The sequence below is a fragment of the Herpetosiphonaceae bacterium genome (assembly GCA_036374795.1).
Classification (GTDB): domain Bacteria; phylum Chloroflexota; class Chloroflexia; order Chloroflexales; family Kallotenuaceae; genus LB3-1.
Map to the genome: position 1 here is coordinate 56,965 of DASUTC010000347.1, position 15,502 is coordinate 72,466.

General features: G+C 64.8%; 14 protein-coding genes. 13 read left to right on the forward strand and 1 reads right to left on the reverse strand.

Annotated elements, in window-relative coordinates:
* Nucleotides 1-234 precede the first annotated feature (234 nt).
* The 10 genes from VFZ66_27575 (at nucleotide 235) to VFZ66_27620 (ending at nucleotide 9,884) form a co-directional block, all read left to right on the forward strand.
* Nucleotides 235-1,161, forward strand: a complete 927-nt coding sequence (locus tag VFZ66_27575; GenBank protein ID HEX6292974.1) for a phosphoadenosine phosphosulfate reductase family protein — start codon at nucleotides 235-237, stop codon at nucleotides 1,159-1,161.
* Nucleotides 1,162-1,190: 29 nt separating this feature from the next.
* Nucleotides 1,191-1,991, forward strand: coding sequence for a hypothetical protein (locus VFZ66_27580; GenBank protein ID HEX6292975.1), 801 nt, complete (start codon nucleotides 1,191-1,193; stop codon nucleotides 1,989-1,991).
* Nucleotides 1,945-2,715 (forward strand): hypothetical protein, encoded by a 771-nt coding sequence (locus tag VFZ66_27585; protein ID HEX6292976.1) that lies wholly within the window; start codon nucleotides 1,945-1,947, stop codon nucleotides 2,713-2,715. Before VFZ66_27580 ends, VFZ66_27585 begins: the two co-directional genes overlap by 47 nt.
* An 11-nt stretch (nucleotides 2,716-2,726) precedes the next feature.
* A complete protein-coding gene (locus VFZ66_27590) occupies nucleotides 2,727-3,182 on the forward strand; it encodes a hypothetical protein (protein HEX6292977.1) in 456 nt (151 codons plus the stop codon).
* A gap of 9 nt (nucleotides 3,183-3,191) precedes the next feature.
* Nucleotides 3,192-4,232 (forward strand): hypothetical protein, encoded by a 1,041-nt coding sequence (locus VFZ66_27595; GenBank protein HEX6292978.1) that lies wholly within the window; start codon nucleotides 3,192-3,194, stop codon nucleotides 4,230-4,232.
* A 33-nt stretch (nucleotides 4,233-4,265) separates the two neighbouring features.
* Nucleotides 4,266-4,859: a hypothetical protein gene (locus tag VFZ66_27600; GenBank protein ID HEX6292979.1), complete on the forward strand. Its 594-nt coding sequence runs from the start codon at nucleotides 4,266-4,268 to the stop codon at nucleotides 4,857-4,859.
* 20 nt (nucleotides 4,860-4,879) lie between these two features.
* Nucleotides 4,880-5,572 carry a hypothetical protein gene (locus VFZ66_27605; protein HEX6292980.1) on the forward strand — a complete coding sequence of 231 codons (693 nt, stop codon included), beginning with the start codon at nucleotides 4,880-4,882 and terminating at the stop codon, nucleotides 5,570-5,572.
* A gap of 125 nt (nucleotides 5,573-5,697) precedes the next feature.
* On the forward strand, nucleotides 5,698-7,488 hold the full coding sequence (locus tag VFZ66_27610) for a hypothetical protein (GenBank protein ID HEX6292981.1): 1,791 nt from the start codon (nucleotides 5,698-5,700) through the stop codon (nucleotides 7,486-7,488).
* Between the two features lie 174 nt (nucleotides 7,489-7,662).
* Nucleotides 7,663-8,862, forward strand: coding sequence for a hypothetical protein (locus VFZ66_27615; GenBank protein ID HEX6292982.1), 1,200 nt, complete (start codon nucleotides 7,663-7,665; stop codon nucleotides 8,860-8,862).
* A gap of 86 nt (nucleotides 8,863-8,948) precedes the next feature.
* Nucleotides 8,949-9,884 carry a helix-turn-helix transcriptional regulator gene (locus VFZ66_27620; GenBank protein HEX6292983.1) on the forward strand — a complete coding sequence of 312 codons (936 nt, stop codon included), beginning with the start codon at nucleotides 8,949-8,951 and terminating at the stop codon, nucleotides 9,882-9,884.
* Between the two features lie 1,253 nt (nucleotides 9,885-11,137).
* Here the strand turns inward: VFZ66_27620 and VFZ66_27625 are convergent.
* Entirely contained in the window at nucleotides 11,138-12,055 is a 918-nt protein-coding gene (locus VFZ66_27625) for a hemolysin III family protein (protein ID HEX6292984.1), read from the reverse strand.
* Nucleotides 12,056-12,646: 591 nt separating this feature from the next.
* Here VFZ66_27625 and VFZ66_27630 point away from each other — a divergent pair.
* From VFZ66_27630 to VFZ66_27640, 3 genes are all read left to right on the forward strand, one after another.
* Entirely contained in the window at nucleotides 12,647-14,110 is a 1,464-nt protein-coding gene (locus VFZ66_27630) for an ATPase domain-containing protein (protein HEX6292985.1), read from the forward strand.
* 246 nt (nucleotides 14,111-14,356) lie between these two features.
* Nucleotides 14,357-14,707: a response regulator gene (locus VFZ66_27635; protein HEX6292986.1), complete on the forward strand. Its 351-nt coding sequence runs from the start codon at nucleotides 14,357-14,359 to the stop codon at nucleotides 14,705-14,707.
* 384 nt (nucleotides 14,708-15,091) lie between these two features.
* Nucleotides 15,092-15,457, forward strand: coding sequence for a response regulator (locus VFZ66_27640; GenBank protein HEX6292987.1), 366 nt, complete (start codon nucleotides 15,092-15,094; stop codon nucleotides 15,455-15,457).
* The last annotated feature ends 45 nt before the right edge of the window (nucleotides 15,458-15,502 follow it).

Below are 15,502 nucleotides of genomic sequence, written 5' to 3' on the forward strand. Positions count from 1 at the left end.
CTCCCTGCGCGAACGGTATCCGTCCGGTGGCAGCCGCTGAACCCCGTGTTTTCATGCACTGACACGCGCGCTTAAACCAGCATGAGCTGCTGGTTTGTTTTTCGTGTGGTGATAACTATATCATAGCTTGACAATTGTAATCTATAGTGATATAGTTATGTCGAACACTGGTGTTCGTTCGTCCAGCTGTTCCGTACTCGTGGTTTTCTTGAGCTGTCGCTGTAAGGATCGTCCATGTCTCAGCTGCGCACGCCGTTATTTCGGGAGCTTCGGATTCCTGCTGCGATCGAGCAGGCGCTGCGCCAAGGCGCCTCTATCGCGATCAATCACAGCGGCGGCAAAGACTCCCAGGCAATGGAAGCGGTGCTCTGCGCCTGGCTCGCGTCGCAGGGACTGCTCCATCGCGCGTTTAGCATCCACTGCGATCTGGGCCGTGCTGAGTGGGTCTACTCGCTCCCGCAGTGCCGCCGCACCAGTGCCGCGCAGGGTATCCCGCTGGTCGAAGTTCGCCCACCCAACGGCGATCTGCTCGATTATCTGGAGCGGAAAGCCGCGGCGGTGGCTGGCACCGGTACCCCGTTCTGGCCAAGCAAGCGGCACCGGTGGTGTACAAGCTTGAAGCGGGCAGCCTGCGACAAGCATTTCCGGCGCTACCCGCTCATCATTTCTGCCGAAGGGATGCGCGCGGAAGAGAGTCGGGACCGCGCGAACAAACAGCCACTCGCGCTGCGCACGCAGATTACGGCCAAAGCGCTCCAATCCGGGTCGATCGACGAGGCGCTCGCCCAGCGCAGCGGGACGCAGCGGGTGGCATTAACGTGGCTGCCGATCCACGACTGGACGGAAGCAGATGTCTGGCACGCCTGCGGAACAAGCCTGGATGAACTGTCCCACCGCCGCGAACTGTGGCGTGCTGGCGATCATCACCGGGCCGTTGATGGCTGGCCAGCGCATCGGGTCTATGTCATGGGCAACCACCGTGCGAGCTGCGCAATCTGCCTGCTCGCCGACCAGAATGACCTGCGCAATGGCGTCCGGTATCATCCTGAACTCGCCAGCGCCTATCTGCAGCTTGAGGCAACCACCGGCTGTACCTTTCGGCATGGTCGCTCGCTCGCGAGCCTGAGCGCCAGCGTTCCTGTCGCAGGGGGACATTCATGAAGCACGTACACGAACCCGAGCGGGATACAGTGAGCGAGCCGGACGGAGCCTGGTTTGATCCGACCGCGTCGATCCTCGATCCGGTGCGGGCGGCGGCTCGGCGCCCGTGGCCCCACGACATGCTGCCAAAAGATTATTTGATCACGAGCGGCCTGTACCGGCGGTTTATGGCTCCGAGCAGGCCGGCTGAGTCAGGCATGGCCCAGCCCGCGACAAGCCACGCGCTGCCGGACCGAACGACCGCGCCGACCACCTTGTTCGATCTCGATGCCGCGGGCGACTCTGATCCGGGGGGCGATGTTGGAGCGGAGCGCGCAGCACCAGGTGAACCGACCGCAGACACGGGTTTCGGACGCGGCGTACAGAAGCGACCGCCAACCAATCCAGCCCTGAAGAAAAAATACTACGCACTCAGGGCCAAGGCGAACAAGGTGCGTGGTCAGCATCCGCGCCAGGCCAGGACCCTCGACGCCCAGGCGGACGCGCTGATGGAGCCGGTCGCGCCCGAAGCGCCGTGGCGTGAGCGGCGGGTGGCGCAGCGCGCCGTCCAACCCCTCCCGGCGACCGATCCAGCCACCGTTGATCTGACGTGGCTCGCTGGGGTCAGACGCACCATCGAGCGCTTAGGCCGCGGTACACCGTCTGAGCGCGAACGGGCCCAGGCGCTCCTGACCATGATGGAGGCCCAGTTTAGCGCAGTGGGGCAGGCGCTGCCCGTGATTCCAGCGCCTGCCCCGGTGATCGTCCTTGCCGACCATCAATCTCGCACGAAGGAGACCCAGGATGTCCCTGCCACCGATTCCACCGCAGATGACCGACTTGCCGCGTAGCGGTGATCTGCCCGTACCGTTCACGGTTCTGTGGATGGATGACAAGCCAGATTTTCGGGTGAGCAATCCTGCGCGGGTGCTGGAATGCTACGCGCGGCGGCGCTGCGGGATCTGTGGTCGACCGCTCGACTATTGGATTGCCTTCGTCGGCGGACCGCTGTCCATCGCCAACCGGCTGTTCTTCGATGCCGCAATGCATGCGGCATGCGCGCGATTTGCGCTCGCGGTGTGTCCCTTTCTCGCGTTTCGGAACGCTGGCTACTCCAGCCGGCCGATTCCGGCGGGCGCGGCCTACGACCCGGCGATCGGCGCCGAGCGGCCGGAGATCTTCGGGTTGCTTGAGACATGGACCTATACGGTGGTCAAGCATCGCGGTGGCATCTATGCGCGAGCGGCAAAGCCACGGACGATCACCTGGTTCAATCATGCAGGCGAGTTCGGTGTCGGCCTGGCACCACCGCCGTGGCGCGATGTCGTGCTGCTGCTCGATGATCGTGACTCGCATGGCGTTGGCCATGACTGTGGTCTGTGCAACGCACAGGGGATTTCCTATGGGGTCCGAATCGCAGATGCTGCGCGCGTTCGCTATGAGGCACCTGACGACATCGAGATGGGCTCGTTGGATGACGCGCATCTGGTCAGAATCTACGGACCATCGGAACCAAGCGCGTTGGATCGCGCCCGAGCCTATTGTGCCGCCCACGGCTGGCGTATTCGCGAGTAACGGAGACCGTCATGCACCACGATCCGAACCTGGCCCAGGTCTTCTTGGAGCAGCGTGACCAGACAAACATTACCAAGGAAATCGCTGCTGCCCTCCCGCTGCGACAGGCGGTCCTGCTTGGCGGCATGCCCGTCGTGGTGCTGGACACCGGCACGGACCAGGCGATCGCCGAACGTGTCGCGGCATTCGTGGCGCAGCACGGCCGGTACTCGACGCAATGGCTTTGGGATCATTCGTTAGGACAGATCGTGCTCGATGTGTCCAGCGTGCATCCGGAAACAACGCTCTTCGCCATCCGCTTCGAGTGGCCACGCGACCAGGCGTTGTTGACCGTGATGACCTTCCTCGGCTGGGTCGGCCTCACGGTCGACCGGATCGGTGATCCAGCCATCCAGGTGCTGCGGCTCACGCACAATGCGGAGGATCTGGCCGGGATTCTGCAGGCGAGTATCAGCCTGCGCCAATAGGAATCGAGCATGCCAACGCGAAAACATCGAACCACCGTGCAGCTGGCGTTGCGCGCGCAGGACGGACCCTCGCTCACCGTCCCGCCGCTCCAGATCCAGGCGACGCCCGATATTTCGATTCAGCACGTGACCGGAGCGCTGCGCAAACGCGCCTGTACGTTGCTGAAAAACCACTACACCAGCGCCGATGGTGGGGCCGGTCGGATGTACGCGGCGGTCCATCGCTCCGGCGAGGTCGTCGGCGCCGTCCTGATCGGGGCCACGACCTCGGAGGCGCAATCGCGCTCCCTGGTCGGTCCGGATGTCCCAGTCCGCGTCGTGAAGCGCTTGTATTGCCGAGACGATGTGCCCGTCTACGAAAGTCTGCTCCTCCGGGCGGCCGCGCGCGATACCACCAACCAGCTCGGCGTCACGTGCGCGATTGCCGCCTACGCCGAGCCCTGCGCCCGCGACACGCGGACCATGATCGGCATGGTCGGTAAGGTCTACGCGGTGAGTTCCTTTTTTCATGTTGGCTACTCGGGTCGGCGGCGCGCGTTGCTCGATGGGGATGGCAGCGTGCGGAGCCCGCGCCAGGGGAAAATCACGCTCACGTTGAAGACGACACCCGTCGGCTGGCGCTGGGTAGACCTGCCGCCGGCGCCGATCTGGCTGACGATCGTCCCGCCGCAGGTGATCGTCGAGAACGGGGCGCTGCGCCTCACCAGCGAGCGCTGGCGGAAACGGGAGTGGCGGCGCGCCTGGGCGGCGCTCCCCCCGCAGCGCCGCGTCGCCGCGAAGCAGTGGACGGACCATGTAACGTGGCGGCGTCTGGAGCGGGCCGGACGGGTCGCGCTCTGGGAGCCCGCAGCGCACGAGCTCCGCGCGGGGCTGCGCCGACAAAGCGCCTGGTGGTTCGGCGCCGATCTGCACCGGACGGCCGCTCCGGTGCTGCCGCCACGCCTGCAGGCGGAGCTCCCGCTTGCCATCGACGAGGATGAAACGACGGCCGGTCGCCAGTTTGTCCCAGTACGGATTCGCCCGGTGATGGTACCCAGTCTGGCTCCTTGAAACGAACTTGCATGTCGACGCACGAGGACACCGATGCACACCCTTCCTGCCATTGCCCAACCAATCTTCGCGATGTTTACCGGCTATGCTCCCCAGGTGCAGGCCACCTACGAGGTGACATGTAGCGGTCGCGGTTCGCTGCTGGTCGTGCATACCGCGCTGCGCTTTACCAAGCGCCGCATGCGTCCCGACCAGGCGGTACTGCGACACCACCGCGGTCAGCGCGTGAGCGCGTCCGATCTGCGTGATGTCAGGTACCTCTGTGTGACCGAGCTTGGGGTCTTTGCGCCGACCCGCGCGCTCCACGTGCTGCTCGATGCCGCGCACGCCGCCCGGCACCATGGGGTTGGCCATCCGGAACTCGGCGTGGTTCGCTATTGCTGTGTCTCGCCGCAGACCTCCCTCCGGCGTGTTGGTCCTGGCGCTGCGCCGCCGTTGCCAGCGGCTCTCGTGGATGGTCGGCTACCCGCGCATCCACAGCTCTGGCAGGCGCCGCTCCGCCTGGCCGACCGGGGTCATGATGCACGCGAGCAACGCGGCGGCAGCCAGGCAGATCCCCAGCTGGCCACGCTTCCGCACTACTACCATCGACTCGCGGCCAGCGCCTGGCCAGCGGGCGCGTCATAACACGAACAGGAGCTACCCCTATGGCAACACCGAGGAGCACGCACCTCCAGCCCGTCGTTCCACATGTCCTGGTCATCGGCGAACGCCGACATGCGTACACGCTTGGTGCCATCGAGCGCCTTGCGGTGCGCTATGCCACCGCAGAAACGGTGCGCGTGGCAGGTCGGACCGCAAATATCCGGCAGGCGCACTGCTGGTGCCTGCCCGATGATCAGGCATGGACCGAGGTTCAGTCATGTCATGCGGCCTTCCAAACGGCGCTCACCGCCCTGGCGGATGGCCTGCGTGACCTCGGCCGCTATGCGGTCACGCTGCAAGCAGCCGGCGGACACAAGCAGCATCCCGACCTGCTCTGCCCGACCGTGATTCATTGTCCCGATCCGGATGCGCCTGCCGGAAACTGGCTGATCACGCACGATCAGCACGCCCTGCCGCGCTGCACCCGACACACGGTCGCGCGGCATACGGCGAAAATGATCGAGGTCACGAGCGGTACCACCTATGACCTCGGCCTGCGCGATCAAGGCCACTACACGGTCTGTCCGACGGACGACGCCTGGGATCGGATCGCGCGCTTGCATGCGGAGGTCGAAGCAGCGGCCGCGGCCTGGAAGAAGCTCCGCGACCGGCTGGGAACCTACGACGCCGCGCAGGCCGATCGTCGGTATGCTGCGCTTCCCGGCGCGCAGCAGCTTGGGCTGTTTGCGCGCTAGCGCAGAAGAGGTGGGGAACATGAGGACTGTCGGAGCTTGCGCAGGCGCGCTGGTGGGGACGATAGTAGCAGCAGGGCACGTTCGGGATGGCGGCCCCGTATCTCCATCGACCAAGGAGCGATCGCATGTCGTGTGATTCGCGGCGAAAAAAGCTCGTGAAGCACCTGTTAGGAGCCCGCGCGACTCCGGAAGCCGTGGGTGAACTGGAGCGTGGATATAAGGCCGCCTGCGGCCCGCTCACGGAAAAAGATCGGCCGCGTGAGCAGCTGCTGAAGACCATGGCCATGATGCAGCTGTGCGACCGGTATGGTCTGCCACGACCGGTGCATAGTTCCAGTGGATTGCCGCGGACACGGACACATCGAGCCTATGCGTATCTCTTCGACGAGCTGGCGCGCCGTGGAGCGTTTAGCCTGCCGGTTCCGGAAGACGCTCCCGTCGTCACGGCAACAGATGTGCCGATCTGGTCCATGGTCCACGAAGCGTGTGGCTGTCGTTCTCTGCGCGTGCCACCACCAGAAAAGTCACCAGACTATCCGTACTTTATGATGCTGAAAAAAGGCGGTGGCACGGGCTGCGAGCACCGCCAGACCCCGGTTGGCTATATTGGATGGTGCTTCGATCCTGGGTTTCGTGTCGTCGAGGCACCACCTCCTCGGCCTCTCTCCGGGCCAATCATCGGACCGGTCCCTCCTGGGATCTATGCGGCAGACGTGTATCGCAAACTCGATGCCATTCGTCAGATCGAGGATCGCGTTCAGCGAGCGAAGGACGTTGGTGATCTGGCCTATGTTGCGCCTTCTGAAAACCGGCAGCCGTTGCTGTGCGAGATGCTCTTCCACCTTGGGGCTGCGGATGCAGATGGGGTTGATGATTGGAAATGTATTCGTGAGTTGTGCAACATGGCAGACGATCTGGTCGAGGTCGGGGACGTGCCGAATGCACTCTTTCTGGTTCGGTCCATCCAACGGACCTATCGCCTGAATGATGGGTTAACGCGACTGGTATGCAAGCTGCCGGCTCCCGATCGCGGACCGTACATTGATGAATGCTTGGATCGAGCACGCTCAGACTATGACGGCGACCTGTCCCGCTTGAACATGATACAAACGCTCGTGTATACCGTTCAAGATGGTGAGCAGGCGCTCAAGATTCTCGCAACGTTCGAGCATCCGGCTCGACAGGCCGAAGCCTTTACGGTCTGTGCCAAACATCTGCCCGACACTGCCATTCCAGACCTGCTTAAAGCTGCGCGCACCATTGGTCGCCCCGATCGTGACTGGTCTTCTCGTGCAGAGGCCCTGGCTGCGCTGGTCCCACGCCTCACGGGAAGCGAACGCGACGGTGTCGTTGAAGAGGTATTGGCACTTGTGGAAAAACGCGGGCATCATTACACCCGTCAAAAAGCGCTCTCCGTTGCCGCCGGCGCAATGTCACCTGCCCAGCGCCGGCGAGCACTCACGATTCTCGATTCGTTCATTGCGAATCCTGAGGATGTACGGAATGACTCGCGCTATGCGTCTGCCCGGGTCGCGGGATATACCGCTCTCCTTCCGCTGCTCGATAGTCCGGATCGTGAGCGCGTCCGAGCTGAAGCACTCCGCAGTGCCTACGCACTGCCAGTCGTTGGCTCCTATGGTATGCTGATGCAGCCGTCCGCACTGATTGAGCTGCTTCCCTACCTGGAACAGCCCGAGCGTGCGGCAGCGATCAGGACGATCCTTACTGTGGTACCAACCCTTCGGGATGATCTGGATCGCAGTAGTACGCTCCAAGATGTTGCGCCGTATCTCGATGCGGATCATCGTGCTTCCGCACGGGCATTGGCTGAAACGATCACGTCTGACCTGAATCGACAATGGGCGATGAACGCACTGGCTGAGCCGTCGTCTGCGGAGGACGGAGCGATCGCATGATGCAGCGCCGAGCGTTGACGGGTTACATCCGCTCGTCACACCCATGGCGAGACGGAACGTTCAAGGGAGAACGTTGGTCCCAGAACAGCACATCCAGAAGGTTTGGCATATTGACAACTGTAATCTAGGATGATATATATATCAGCAGAGCTACCCGTCAGTAAAGAAACGCCTATGTCAGCATTGCACCACACCCCATGGCCCGTCCGCATCGTCGTTCTCGGTGTCCTCCTCGCGTGTATCGGAACATGCGTCGCAGCCCGTGCGGTCGCCGATTCGGGCGCAGCGGAAACGATCTACTTCCCGCTGATCGTCGCCGGATCTGGGATCAACGCCCCGACCCCCTCGCCGACGGACCCGATGCCGACCGCGCCGGTGCTTGCGACCCCAACACCGGTTGATGTGGATGCCTACCAGACGGAGCTCATCCGCGTGATCAACACCTATCGCGTCGAGCAGGGCTGCGCCGCGGCGATCGAACAGCCGATGCTGATGGACGGCACACGGACCTGGAATCGGCACATGGTCGAGACCACGGTCATCGAGCACTCGCCGATGGGGTATTACCGCCAGTTTGGCTATGACAGCACCAACCAGCGCCTGGGACCGGTCGAAGTGATCCAGGTGGGGAGTGCTACGCCGGCGGCGGCGGTGCAGGCATGGATTGACCATGCGCCCCACGAGCGCTTGCTCCGCTGGTGCCCGTTTACGGGTGGCATCTACGAGATGGGCGTGTCCTATATTGAACCCGGGTATTGGGTGGCGGCCATCGGGTGGTGGGACGCGCCGGCGGGAACACCAACGGCGACGCCAACCGCCACCGCCACGCCAACACCGTCTCCGTCCGCGACCCCGACCGCGACACCGACGCTGACCCCGACCGCGACACCGACACCCACCGTGACACCGACGCTCACCCCCACAGCGACTGCGACCCCCACAACGACCACACCGACACCACCAACGCCGACGGCGACGCCGGTGGATCGACGGGCCTCCCAGGCGGAGCTCATCCGCCTGATCAACACCTATCGCGTTGAGCAGGGCTGCGCCGCGGCGATCGAGCACCCCATGCTGGTGGCGGGTGCCACCACCTGGAATCAACAGATGGCCGAATCCGGCGTCGTTGCCCACTCGCCGATGGGCTATTACCGCCAGTTTGGGTACGATAGCACCAATGGGCGCCAGGGACCGGTCGAGGTCATTGTTGCCCAGGCCGCCACCCCGCAGGATGCCTACCACACCTGGCTGCTGTCGTCCGCCGATGCGCGGCTATTGCGCTGGTGCCCCTTTGCCGGCGGCGTTTATGAAATTGGGGCATCGTTTATTGAACCGGGCTACTGGGTCGCCGCTATCGGCTGGTGGGATCGGTAACCCGAGCAGCGTCAGGTCTCGGCTTGATGCATCGACGACCGGTGGATGTCCGCAGACATGCACCGTACCTCGTGAAGGAGCAGATCATGGCTGACCAGCAGCTTCGTGTACGCTCGCGCCTGCCAGCGCTGATTCAGGCGGCCCAAGACCACTGGGGCCCGCTCCCGACCCGGCGGGTCTTAACCGCGCTGCAGGTCCAGAAAGGCATTGGGGCGCATCAGACGACGATCAAGGATTACCTTGACGATACGGGCCGCAAGTTTTGGTTCGATACGCTGGCGCGGATCTGCTGGTTTTTTGGGTGTTCGGTGGATTCCGTGCTGGCGGTGGAACGCGAGCCGGGCGTGCTCCCGCCGGTTGTGATCGGTCGCACCACGATCCCAGCGCAGCTGCCGCCGGCCGGGACGGGTGCGATTCGGGTCCTCAACTTCATTCCCGGCCAGGTCGAACTGCACTATTCCCGGGTGCGGGCGCAGACCACCTGGTATCGCGAAGCCGTCCTGCAACTGATGGAGGGGGGACGGGCGAGCGTGGAGCGGCAGACGCTGGAAACCTTGCTCGCGGTGCTCGACCTCGACCGCGTGAGCCAGCTGGTCGAGGTCCAGTGTGATCTCCAGGCCGCCGACCCGCAGGCCACCAAACTCGCCGAGGCGATTCGGATCAGGGAGCCGCGCCCGGTGTGGCTGGAGCGGTGGGAGGAGACCGTGCAGCACTGGCGGAGCTTGGTCGAGCAGATACCGGCGCCCGGCACGGTGACGGCGACCGACATCGCCGTGCTGCGCTTCCTCCAGCAGCGGTTTGCCACCACCTTGACCCGCGATTCCCTGGCGGTCGGCTTAGGGATTCGGCGCAGCTTGTTACACGCCATCGCGGATCGGACGATCCACCCCGAGATCGGCCCTGACGATGTGCCCGCGTCGCTGCGGCACTATCTGGACGAGATTGCACCGGCGGACTGGCTGACGCACGCTGCCATCACGGTGGAGCAAGCATATCAACACCAGCAAGGAACCTCCATCTGAGGAGGCCGCTGAACCGACCCGATCCCCCAACAGTCCCGCTCGTGGTCTAGTCCTCAACCGGCACGGATTGGCAGATAACGCGGGATTCCCACGGCCCGTTTCGCGGTATCCTGGTGCAGCGGGTCAGCATGCACGCGTGCTGGTCCAGCCGCAGCGGACACAGCACCAGGAATCGACGAATGACCGTACACGCAGATGATCCCCACCCCTCACCAGCGCCTCCGGGAGCACCGGAGGCGCGGCAGATCGATCTGGTGCTCTTCGGCGATCGCCGCTTGGGCGTGCCGCAGCAGGTGGCCCGGGCCGCGACGCTGTTTCAGCGGCAGTTTGGACGTCCGCCGACGGTCGTGGGCCTGAGCCCCGCGGCGGTCGAGCCGCCGTACCCGGCGCAGATCGCGGGTGTCCCGGTGCGGGTGCGCGCCCAGATCCCCGCTGGCTACCTGTGGGTCGTGGGCGCCGGCGCGCCGCGGGCTGAAGCGCCGGCGCCAGCTGCGCCCCGCCCGGAGCCACGGTCCCGTCGCCCTGGGCAGCCGCGGCGGGACCGCGCGGACGCCGCGCCGGACCGCGATGGCGAGCCCGCCGATCGGGCAGGGGGAGGGAACTAACCGGGCAATACCGATAATCTACCACAATATTCACCCCTCCTAATCCCATCCCGCTTTTCCTCCCTTCCCAACCCTGCTCTGCACTGCGCTGCCGTGCCGTGCCGTGCCTAACACCGCCCACGCACTGCTCTGCAGAGCAACCTAGCACCCAGCAGCAATCAACCAGGACCGCGTGTGCCGCCGTGCTGCGCCCATCCCGACAGCGCGCACGACCGCGCAGCCGAGACGGAGCCGATCCCCGTCGTTGACCGTGACCACCGCGCCGACGCCATTACCCCCGGCGCGTTCGCGTAGAACCACCACCGGGCCCAGTCAAGATCGTCGAAGCTCGGGTTGGAGCCTGCTGGTCCCTCTGCCCAGGGCAGGCTCAAGCAACCGGGTAAACCAGGATCTGGGGGGACACAGGGAGGATCACTGCAGGTCTAGAAACCGATGGGATGAATCAGGTCGTTCATAACGATGAAACACGTTCAATCACCTTGAAATCGAGAGACGAAGAAGCAGGTCGGTCAAAAATTCAGAGAAGAGATACACCCAGGATGGGAGAAGGTTGAGATTATCGGTATCTTGCCGCTCTCTGTTGCACGCCCCGTCCCGCCCCACCTGCATCTCCCCTGCTCGACACGGCGCTGCCCTGCGTTCCACCGCTCACGACGAACCACGTGGAAAGGGCAGCACCCAGACCCAGATCAGCACCAGAAAAGCCGCCCCCGCCGCAACCGTCAACAGGTGGAACACCTCATGAAAGCCGAACATCCGGGGAAACGGGTTGGGTCGTCGCCGTGCGTACACCAGTCCCCCAATCGAGTACAGCACGCCGCCCAGGACAAGCGTCGCGATGGCTTGCCAGGGCAGCTGCTCCATCAACTGCGGGAGACTGATGAGTGCGAGCCAGCCCATCCCGATGTATAAGGACACCGCGATGCCGCGCGGCAACCGGAATGTGAGGACGGTGCCAAGGACACCGGCGATCGCCAGCACCCAGATGAGGCTCAAGAGGACAATGCGGAGTCGACCAGCCAGGACGTTCATGTAGATCGGCGTATACGTTCCGGCAATCAACACGAAGATATTGGCGTGATCGATGGCCCGCAGCACGCTGCGGGTGCGCCCGCGCCACGACCCCAGATGATACACGGCACTGCCAGCATACAACATCAGCATGCTGACGCCAAAGACCAGCACGGACAGCATGCGCGGCAGATCGTCGCGGGTCTGGATGAGCATGCGGCTCACGGCGATGACAGAGGCCACCGCTGCCAGCGCGTGGAACCACCCGCGCAAGCGCGGTTTTGGCAGTTCGTCAGCGAGCGGCATCGGCGAATGAGGTCCGTTGTTGTTCATAGAAAACACGGCTGGAAACCGCTTCCTTTCGGGAGCGGAGGAAAGCCGTCCTCCCAACGTGGCGTCCTGACCGACAGATGAGGCATTCGTCTCTAGCAGGATCAGTTCCAGCCGCAGCATGTCCAGCACCAGATCCGCACCCACCGACGGCACGCCATCGAGCAGCAGCGTGCCGATCGCCGTACGGGGAGGTTCCTCTTTAACAGCTCGTCCACGAACCACTCCGCTCGCTGCGGCTGCCGGACCACCCAGGAAGAGCGTGGGAAAACGACGGGAATTGGATGCGTGGGAGCGCGACCAGCGCGACGGCGATTGGGTGCGATCGCGCGACGATCAGTAGGGCACGATCAGGCTGGCGCTGGGATCGCTCGCTCCAGGCGAGGCGAGCCGCCTGCCGATTCCTCGTTCTCCGCGCCGCGCCCGTGACGACACTGACCCTGGTTTGTGACGATGGCGAGGATCAAGCGAATCCGCTGTTGCTTCAGCTGGGTCAGGAGATCACCGGGCCGCTTCGGTTAAGCGTCGCTCCGATCGCCGCCGGAATCGAGATTCGGGGACGTGGCTACAAGCCCGGTGAGCGATTGGCGCTCCGCCGCCAGCGTCCACCTCATCCGGGCGTGGCGTGGCGCCATCCCATACGCTGGACCGCATGGCATGTCCCTTGCACGCTGGGCTGCGATGCCCGACACTGCGGACCGCCCCCTGCGCCTGCCGCCGTCCCCTCCCGCTGGTGTCGGCTGACGGGCAGCGTTCGGAGGTCCACCACGCGCCGCTGCGCGTCACGCGCCGGCACGATCAAGGAGGAACCTATCGATGACCACACCAAGAGAGCCGTGGGCAACCGGCGTCACGGGCCTGGATCTCCTGCTCGCGGGCGGCCTGCATCGCCACGCCCTCGTCGTGATCGTTGGCCCGCCCGGCGCGGGCAAAACCGTGCTGGCCAGCCAGATCCTGTTTCAGGCCGTCCAGCAGAATCGGCGCGGCCTGCTCTTAACCCTGTATGCCGAAGACCACACCAGCTTGCTGGGCCACCTGCGGCCCTTCGCGTTCTTTCGCGAGCCAGCGGTCGGCGAGACCCTCACGCTCCTGTCCCTCCCATCCCTGCTCGGCCTGACCATCGACACCGCGACCGCGGCCCTCATGAAGACGATTCGGGAATCTGGGGCGCAGATGGTCCTGATTGACGGCTTTCAGGGCATTGCCGACCAGCTCCACGACGTGACGGCGCTGCGGCGGCTCCTGGCCGCACTGGTGACCCAGCTGTCCTACCTCGACGTGACGCTGCTGCTGACCCTGACCGGCACGGCGCGGGAGGAACCGATCACCATGGGCCTGACCTCAGCGGATGTGGTCCTCGGCTTGCACTATGGCCTGGACGGGGTGCGGCACACGCGGCGGATCGAGGTGGTCAAGCAGCGGGGCCAGGCGCATCTCCCCGGCGCCCACACCTACACGATCACGCATACGGGGGTCACGATTACCCCGCAACTAGAGGTTCGAGCACCGCAGGACATGCAGCCGCGCCCGACGGGTCGGCTGACGTTTCAGGTGGCGGAGTTGGACCACGTGCTGGGGGGCGGGCTGACGGCGGGGACGACGACGTTGGTGGTCGGCGCGCCGGGGGTCGGCAAGACCACGCTGGGCCTGACCTGGGCGCTGGCGGCGGAGCCGCCCGGCACGAGCATCATGCTCAGCTTTGCGGAACGGCTCCCGGACCTCCAGGTGAAGGCCGACTTCCTGGGGCTGCCGCTGGCGGCCGCGCTGGCGGCGGAGACGTTCACCTTTCTCCAGATCAACCCGGTCCTGCTCAATCCCGACGCGGTGGCCGAGCGCCTGCTGGCAGCGCTGACGCCCACAACCCAGCGGGTGGTGATTGATAATGCCGGGGTGCTGGTGCAGGTCCTCGGTGGACGCACCGCCGACTACCTCACGGCGCTCGGGAACCACCTGTATGCGGCGGGGGTGACGACGCTGCTGCTGGTGGAAATCAAAGCGTTTGCCGGGCTGGACTTTGATGTGGCGGACACGCCATTATCCATCCTGGCCGACAATATTGTGATGGTGCAACAGGTGGTGGCCGACGGGGTGCTGCGCCGGGTGCTGGCGGTCCTCAAAATGCGCTACAGTGGCTACGATGCAACGCTCCGAGAGCTGGTGATTGACGACCAGGGCGTGCGGGTGCTCACCCCCGCGCAGTCAACCACCGGGGTGTTAGCGGACGCAGCGGACGCGAGTGGCTTGACGGCCCCGTCCGGCGATTCGCCGCCAGGTGCCTGAGGCGGCTCGGAACCGGCATCCGATCGAACCGCGTCTCGGCGCCGTTCGTACCCCCATTAGATCCAGGGTTTCGGGCGATCCCGACCCGGGCAGCAGGGTGCGAGAGGTAGTCACCGTCCGGGGCCGCGCGGAGGACGCACCGGTCCGCCCCTGCGTCATCCCGGCGCAGGGCATCAAACTTGCTCCCCCTGCATAGCTCCCCCACAAGCAGTGACGGGACGGATGCGCCAGACGTGGGATCGCGGTATGCCAATGATTTTAGTGGTGGAAGATGAAGTGCCGATCGCCGAACTCGTGCGCGAGGTGTGTGTGGACGAGGGCTACGAGGTGCTGCTGGCCGCCAATGGGCTGGACGCGCTGGCCGTGTTGGAACGCTCGCCCCCGGATCTGGTCCTGTCCGATGTCATGATGCCAAAGCTCGATGGACGGGCGCTGTGCCAGGCGATGCACGCCCATCCGGTCTATCGGACGATCCCGATTATCCTGATGAGCGCCGGACGGGCCACGCTGGTCCACGACGTCCCCCACAGCGCCTTTCTGCAGAAGCCGTTTTCGCTGGATCGCCTCCTCACGACGATTGCGCACCATCTGCCCTGATCCCGCGGAAGACGACCTTCTGGCAGGATTCTTTAATGCGGAGCTTATTCGACCAGCACCCTGACCTGGCCTGCGTGGCTGCGCGGACAGTCCCAGCCGGGATGCGCTGCCGGTCGCGCCGCATCAGACGGGGATGTCTGGACCAGGCGCGGCATGGAGGCCAGCGTGGGCGCTCCTGCACGCATGGTCCATCAGGCGCACCCAGGGCGTGGTCTGGCCGATGACGACCCGACGGCGCCATCAGGAACCGCCCGGTCCGAGGACCACTGCGCTGGCCGGGAGCCGTGGGGAGCCAACCGGTGGGGGCATGCGCCACCTGGGACCCCCGGATCACTGCCAACCGCCGGAGCGTCCAACCGCCCCATCGAGAGCAGGAGGAGCGCGATGACCGCGGAGATCTTGATTGTGGAAGATGATGCTGCGATTCGCCAGGTGCTGTGCGAGATCCTGGAAGATGAAGGCTATCGGGTCGCGGCGACGGCCCACGGGCAGGAGGCGCTCGCCTATCTCCACGCCGCGCCCGTCCACCCCTGCCTGATCCTGCTGGATCTGTTGATGCCCGTGATGAACGGCTATGCCTTTCGGACTGCCCAGCAGCAAGAGCCGCGCTTGGCGCAGATTCCGGTCGTCGTCCTGACCGCCCGGAGTCTCGCGCCCGAAGCGACCGCCACCCTGCAGATCGGGTGCTCCCTCGCCAAGCCGATTGTCTTGCCCGAACTCCTGACGTTGGTAGCGAGCTATTGCCGGTGATCGGTGCGGCGGGCAGGAGCGATCGACGAGCGTCAGCAGCATGGG

What these genes read in the sequence shown, in the direction of transcription:
- VFZ66_27605 (HEX6292980.1), top strand. Translation starts at nt 4,880, where the DNA reads ATGGCAACACCGAGGAGCACGCACCTCCAGCCCGTCGTTCCACATGTC.
- VFZ66_27615 (HEX6292982.1), top strand. Translation starts at nt 7,663, where the DNA reads ATGTCAGCATTGCACCACACCCCATGGCCCGTCCGCATCGTCGTTCTC.
- VFZ66_27585 (HEX6292976.1), top strand. Translation starts at nt 1,945, where the DNA reads ATGTCCCTGCCACCGATTCCACCGCAGATGACCGACTTGCCGCGTAGC.
- VFZ66_27620 (HEX6292983.1), top strand. Translation starts at nt 8,949, where the DNA reads ATGGCTGACCAGCAGCTTCGTGTACGCTCGCGCCTGCCAGCGCTGATT.
- VFZ66_27630 (HEX6292985.1), top strand. Translation starts at nt 12,647, where the DNA reads ATGACCACACCAAGAGAGCCGTGGGCAACCGGCGTCACGGGCCTGGAT.
- VFZ66_27575 (HEX6292974.1), top strand. Translation starts at nt 235, where the DNA reads ATGTCTCAGCTGCGCACGCCGTTATTTCGGGAGCTTCGGATTCCTGCT.
- VFZ66_27590 (HEX6292977.1), top strand. Translation starts at nt 2,727, where the DNA reads ATGCACCACGATCCGAACCTGGCCCAGGTCTTCTTGGAGCAGCGTGAC.
- VFZ66_27610 (HEX6292981.1), top strand. Translation starts at nt 5,698, where the DNA reads ATGTCGTGTGATTCGCGGCGAAAAAAGCTCGTGAAGCACCTGTTAGGA.
- VFZ66_27595 (HEX6292978.1), top strand. Translation starts at nt 3,192, where the DNA reads ATGCCAACGCGAAAACATCGAACCACCGTGCAGCTGGCGTTGCGCGCG.
- VFZ66_27600 (HEX6292979.1), top strand. Translation starts at nt 4,266, where the DNA reads ATGCACACCCTTCCTGCCATTGCCCAACCAATCTTCGCGATGTTTACC.
- VFZ66_27640 (HEX6292987.1), top strand. Translation starts at nt 15,092, where the DNA reads ATGACCGCGGAGATCTTGATTGTGGAAGATGATGCTGCGATTCGCCAG.
- VFZ66_27635 (HEX6292986.1), top strand. Translation starts at nt 14,357, where the DNA reads ATGCCAATGATTTTAGTGGTGGAAGATGAAGTGCCGATCGCCGAACTC.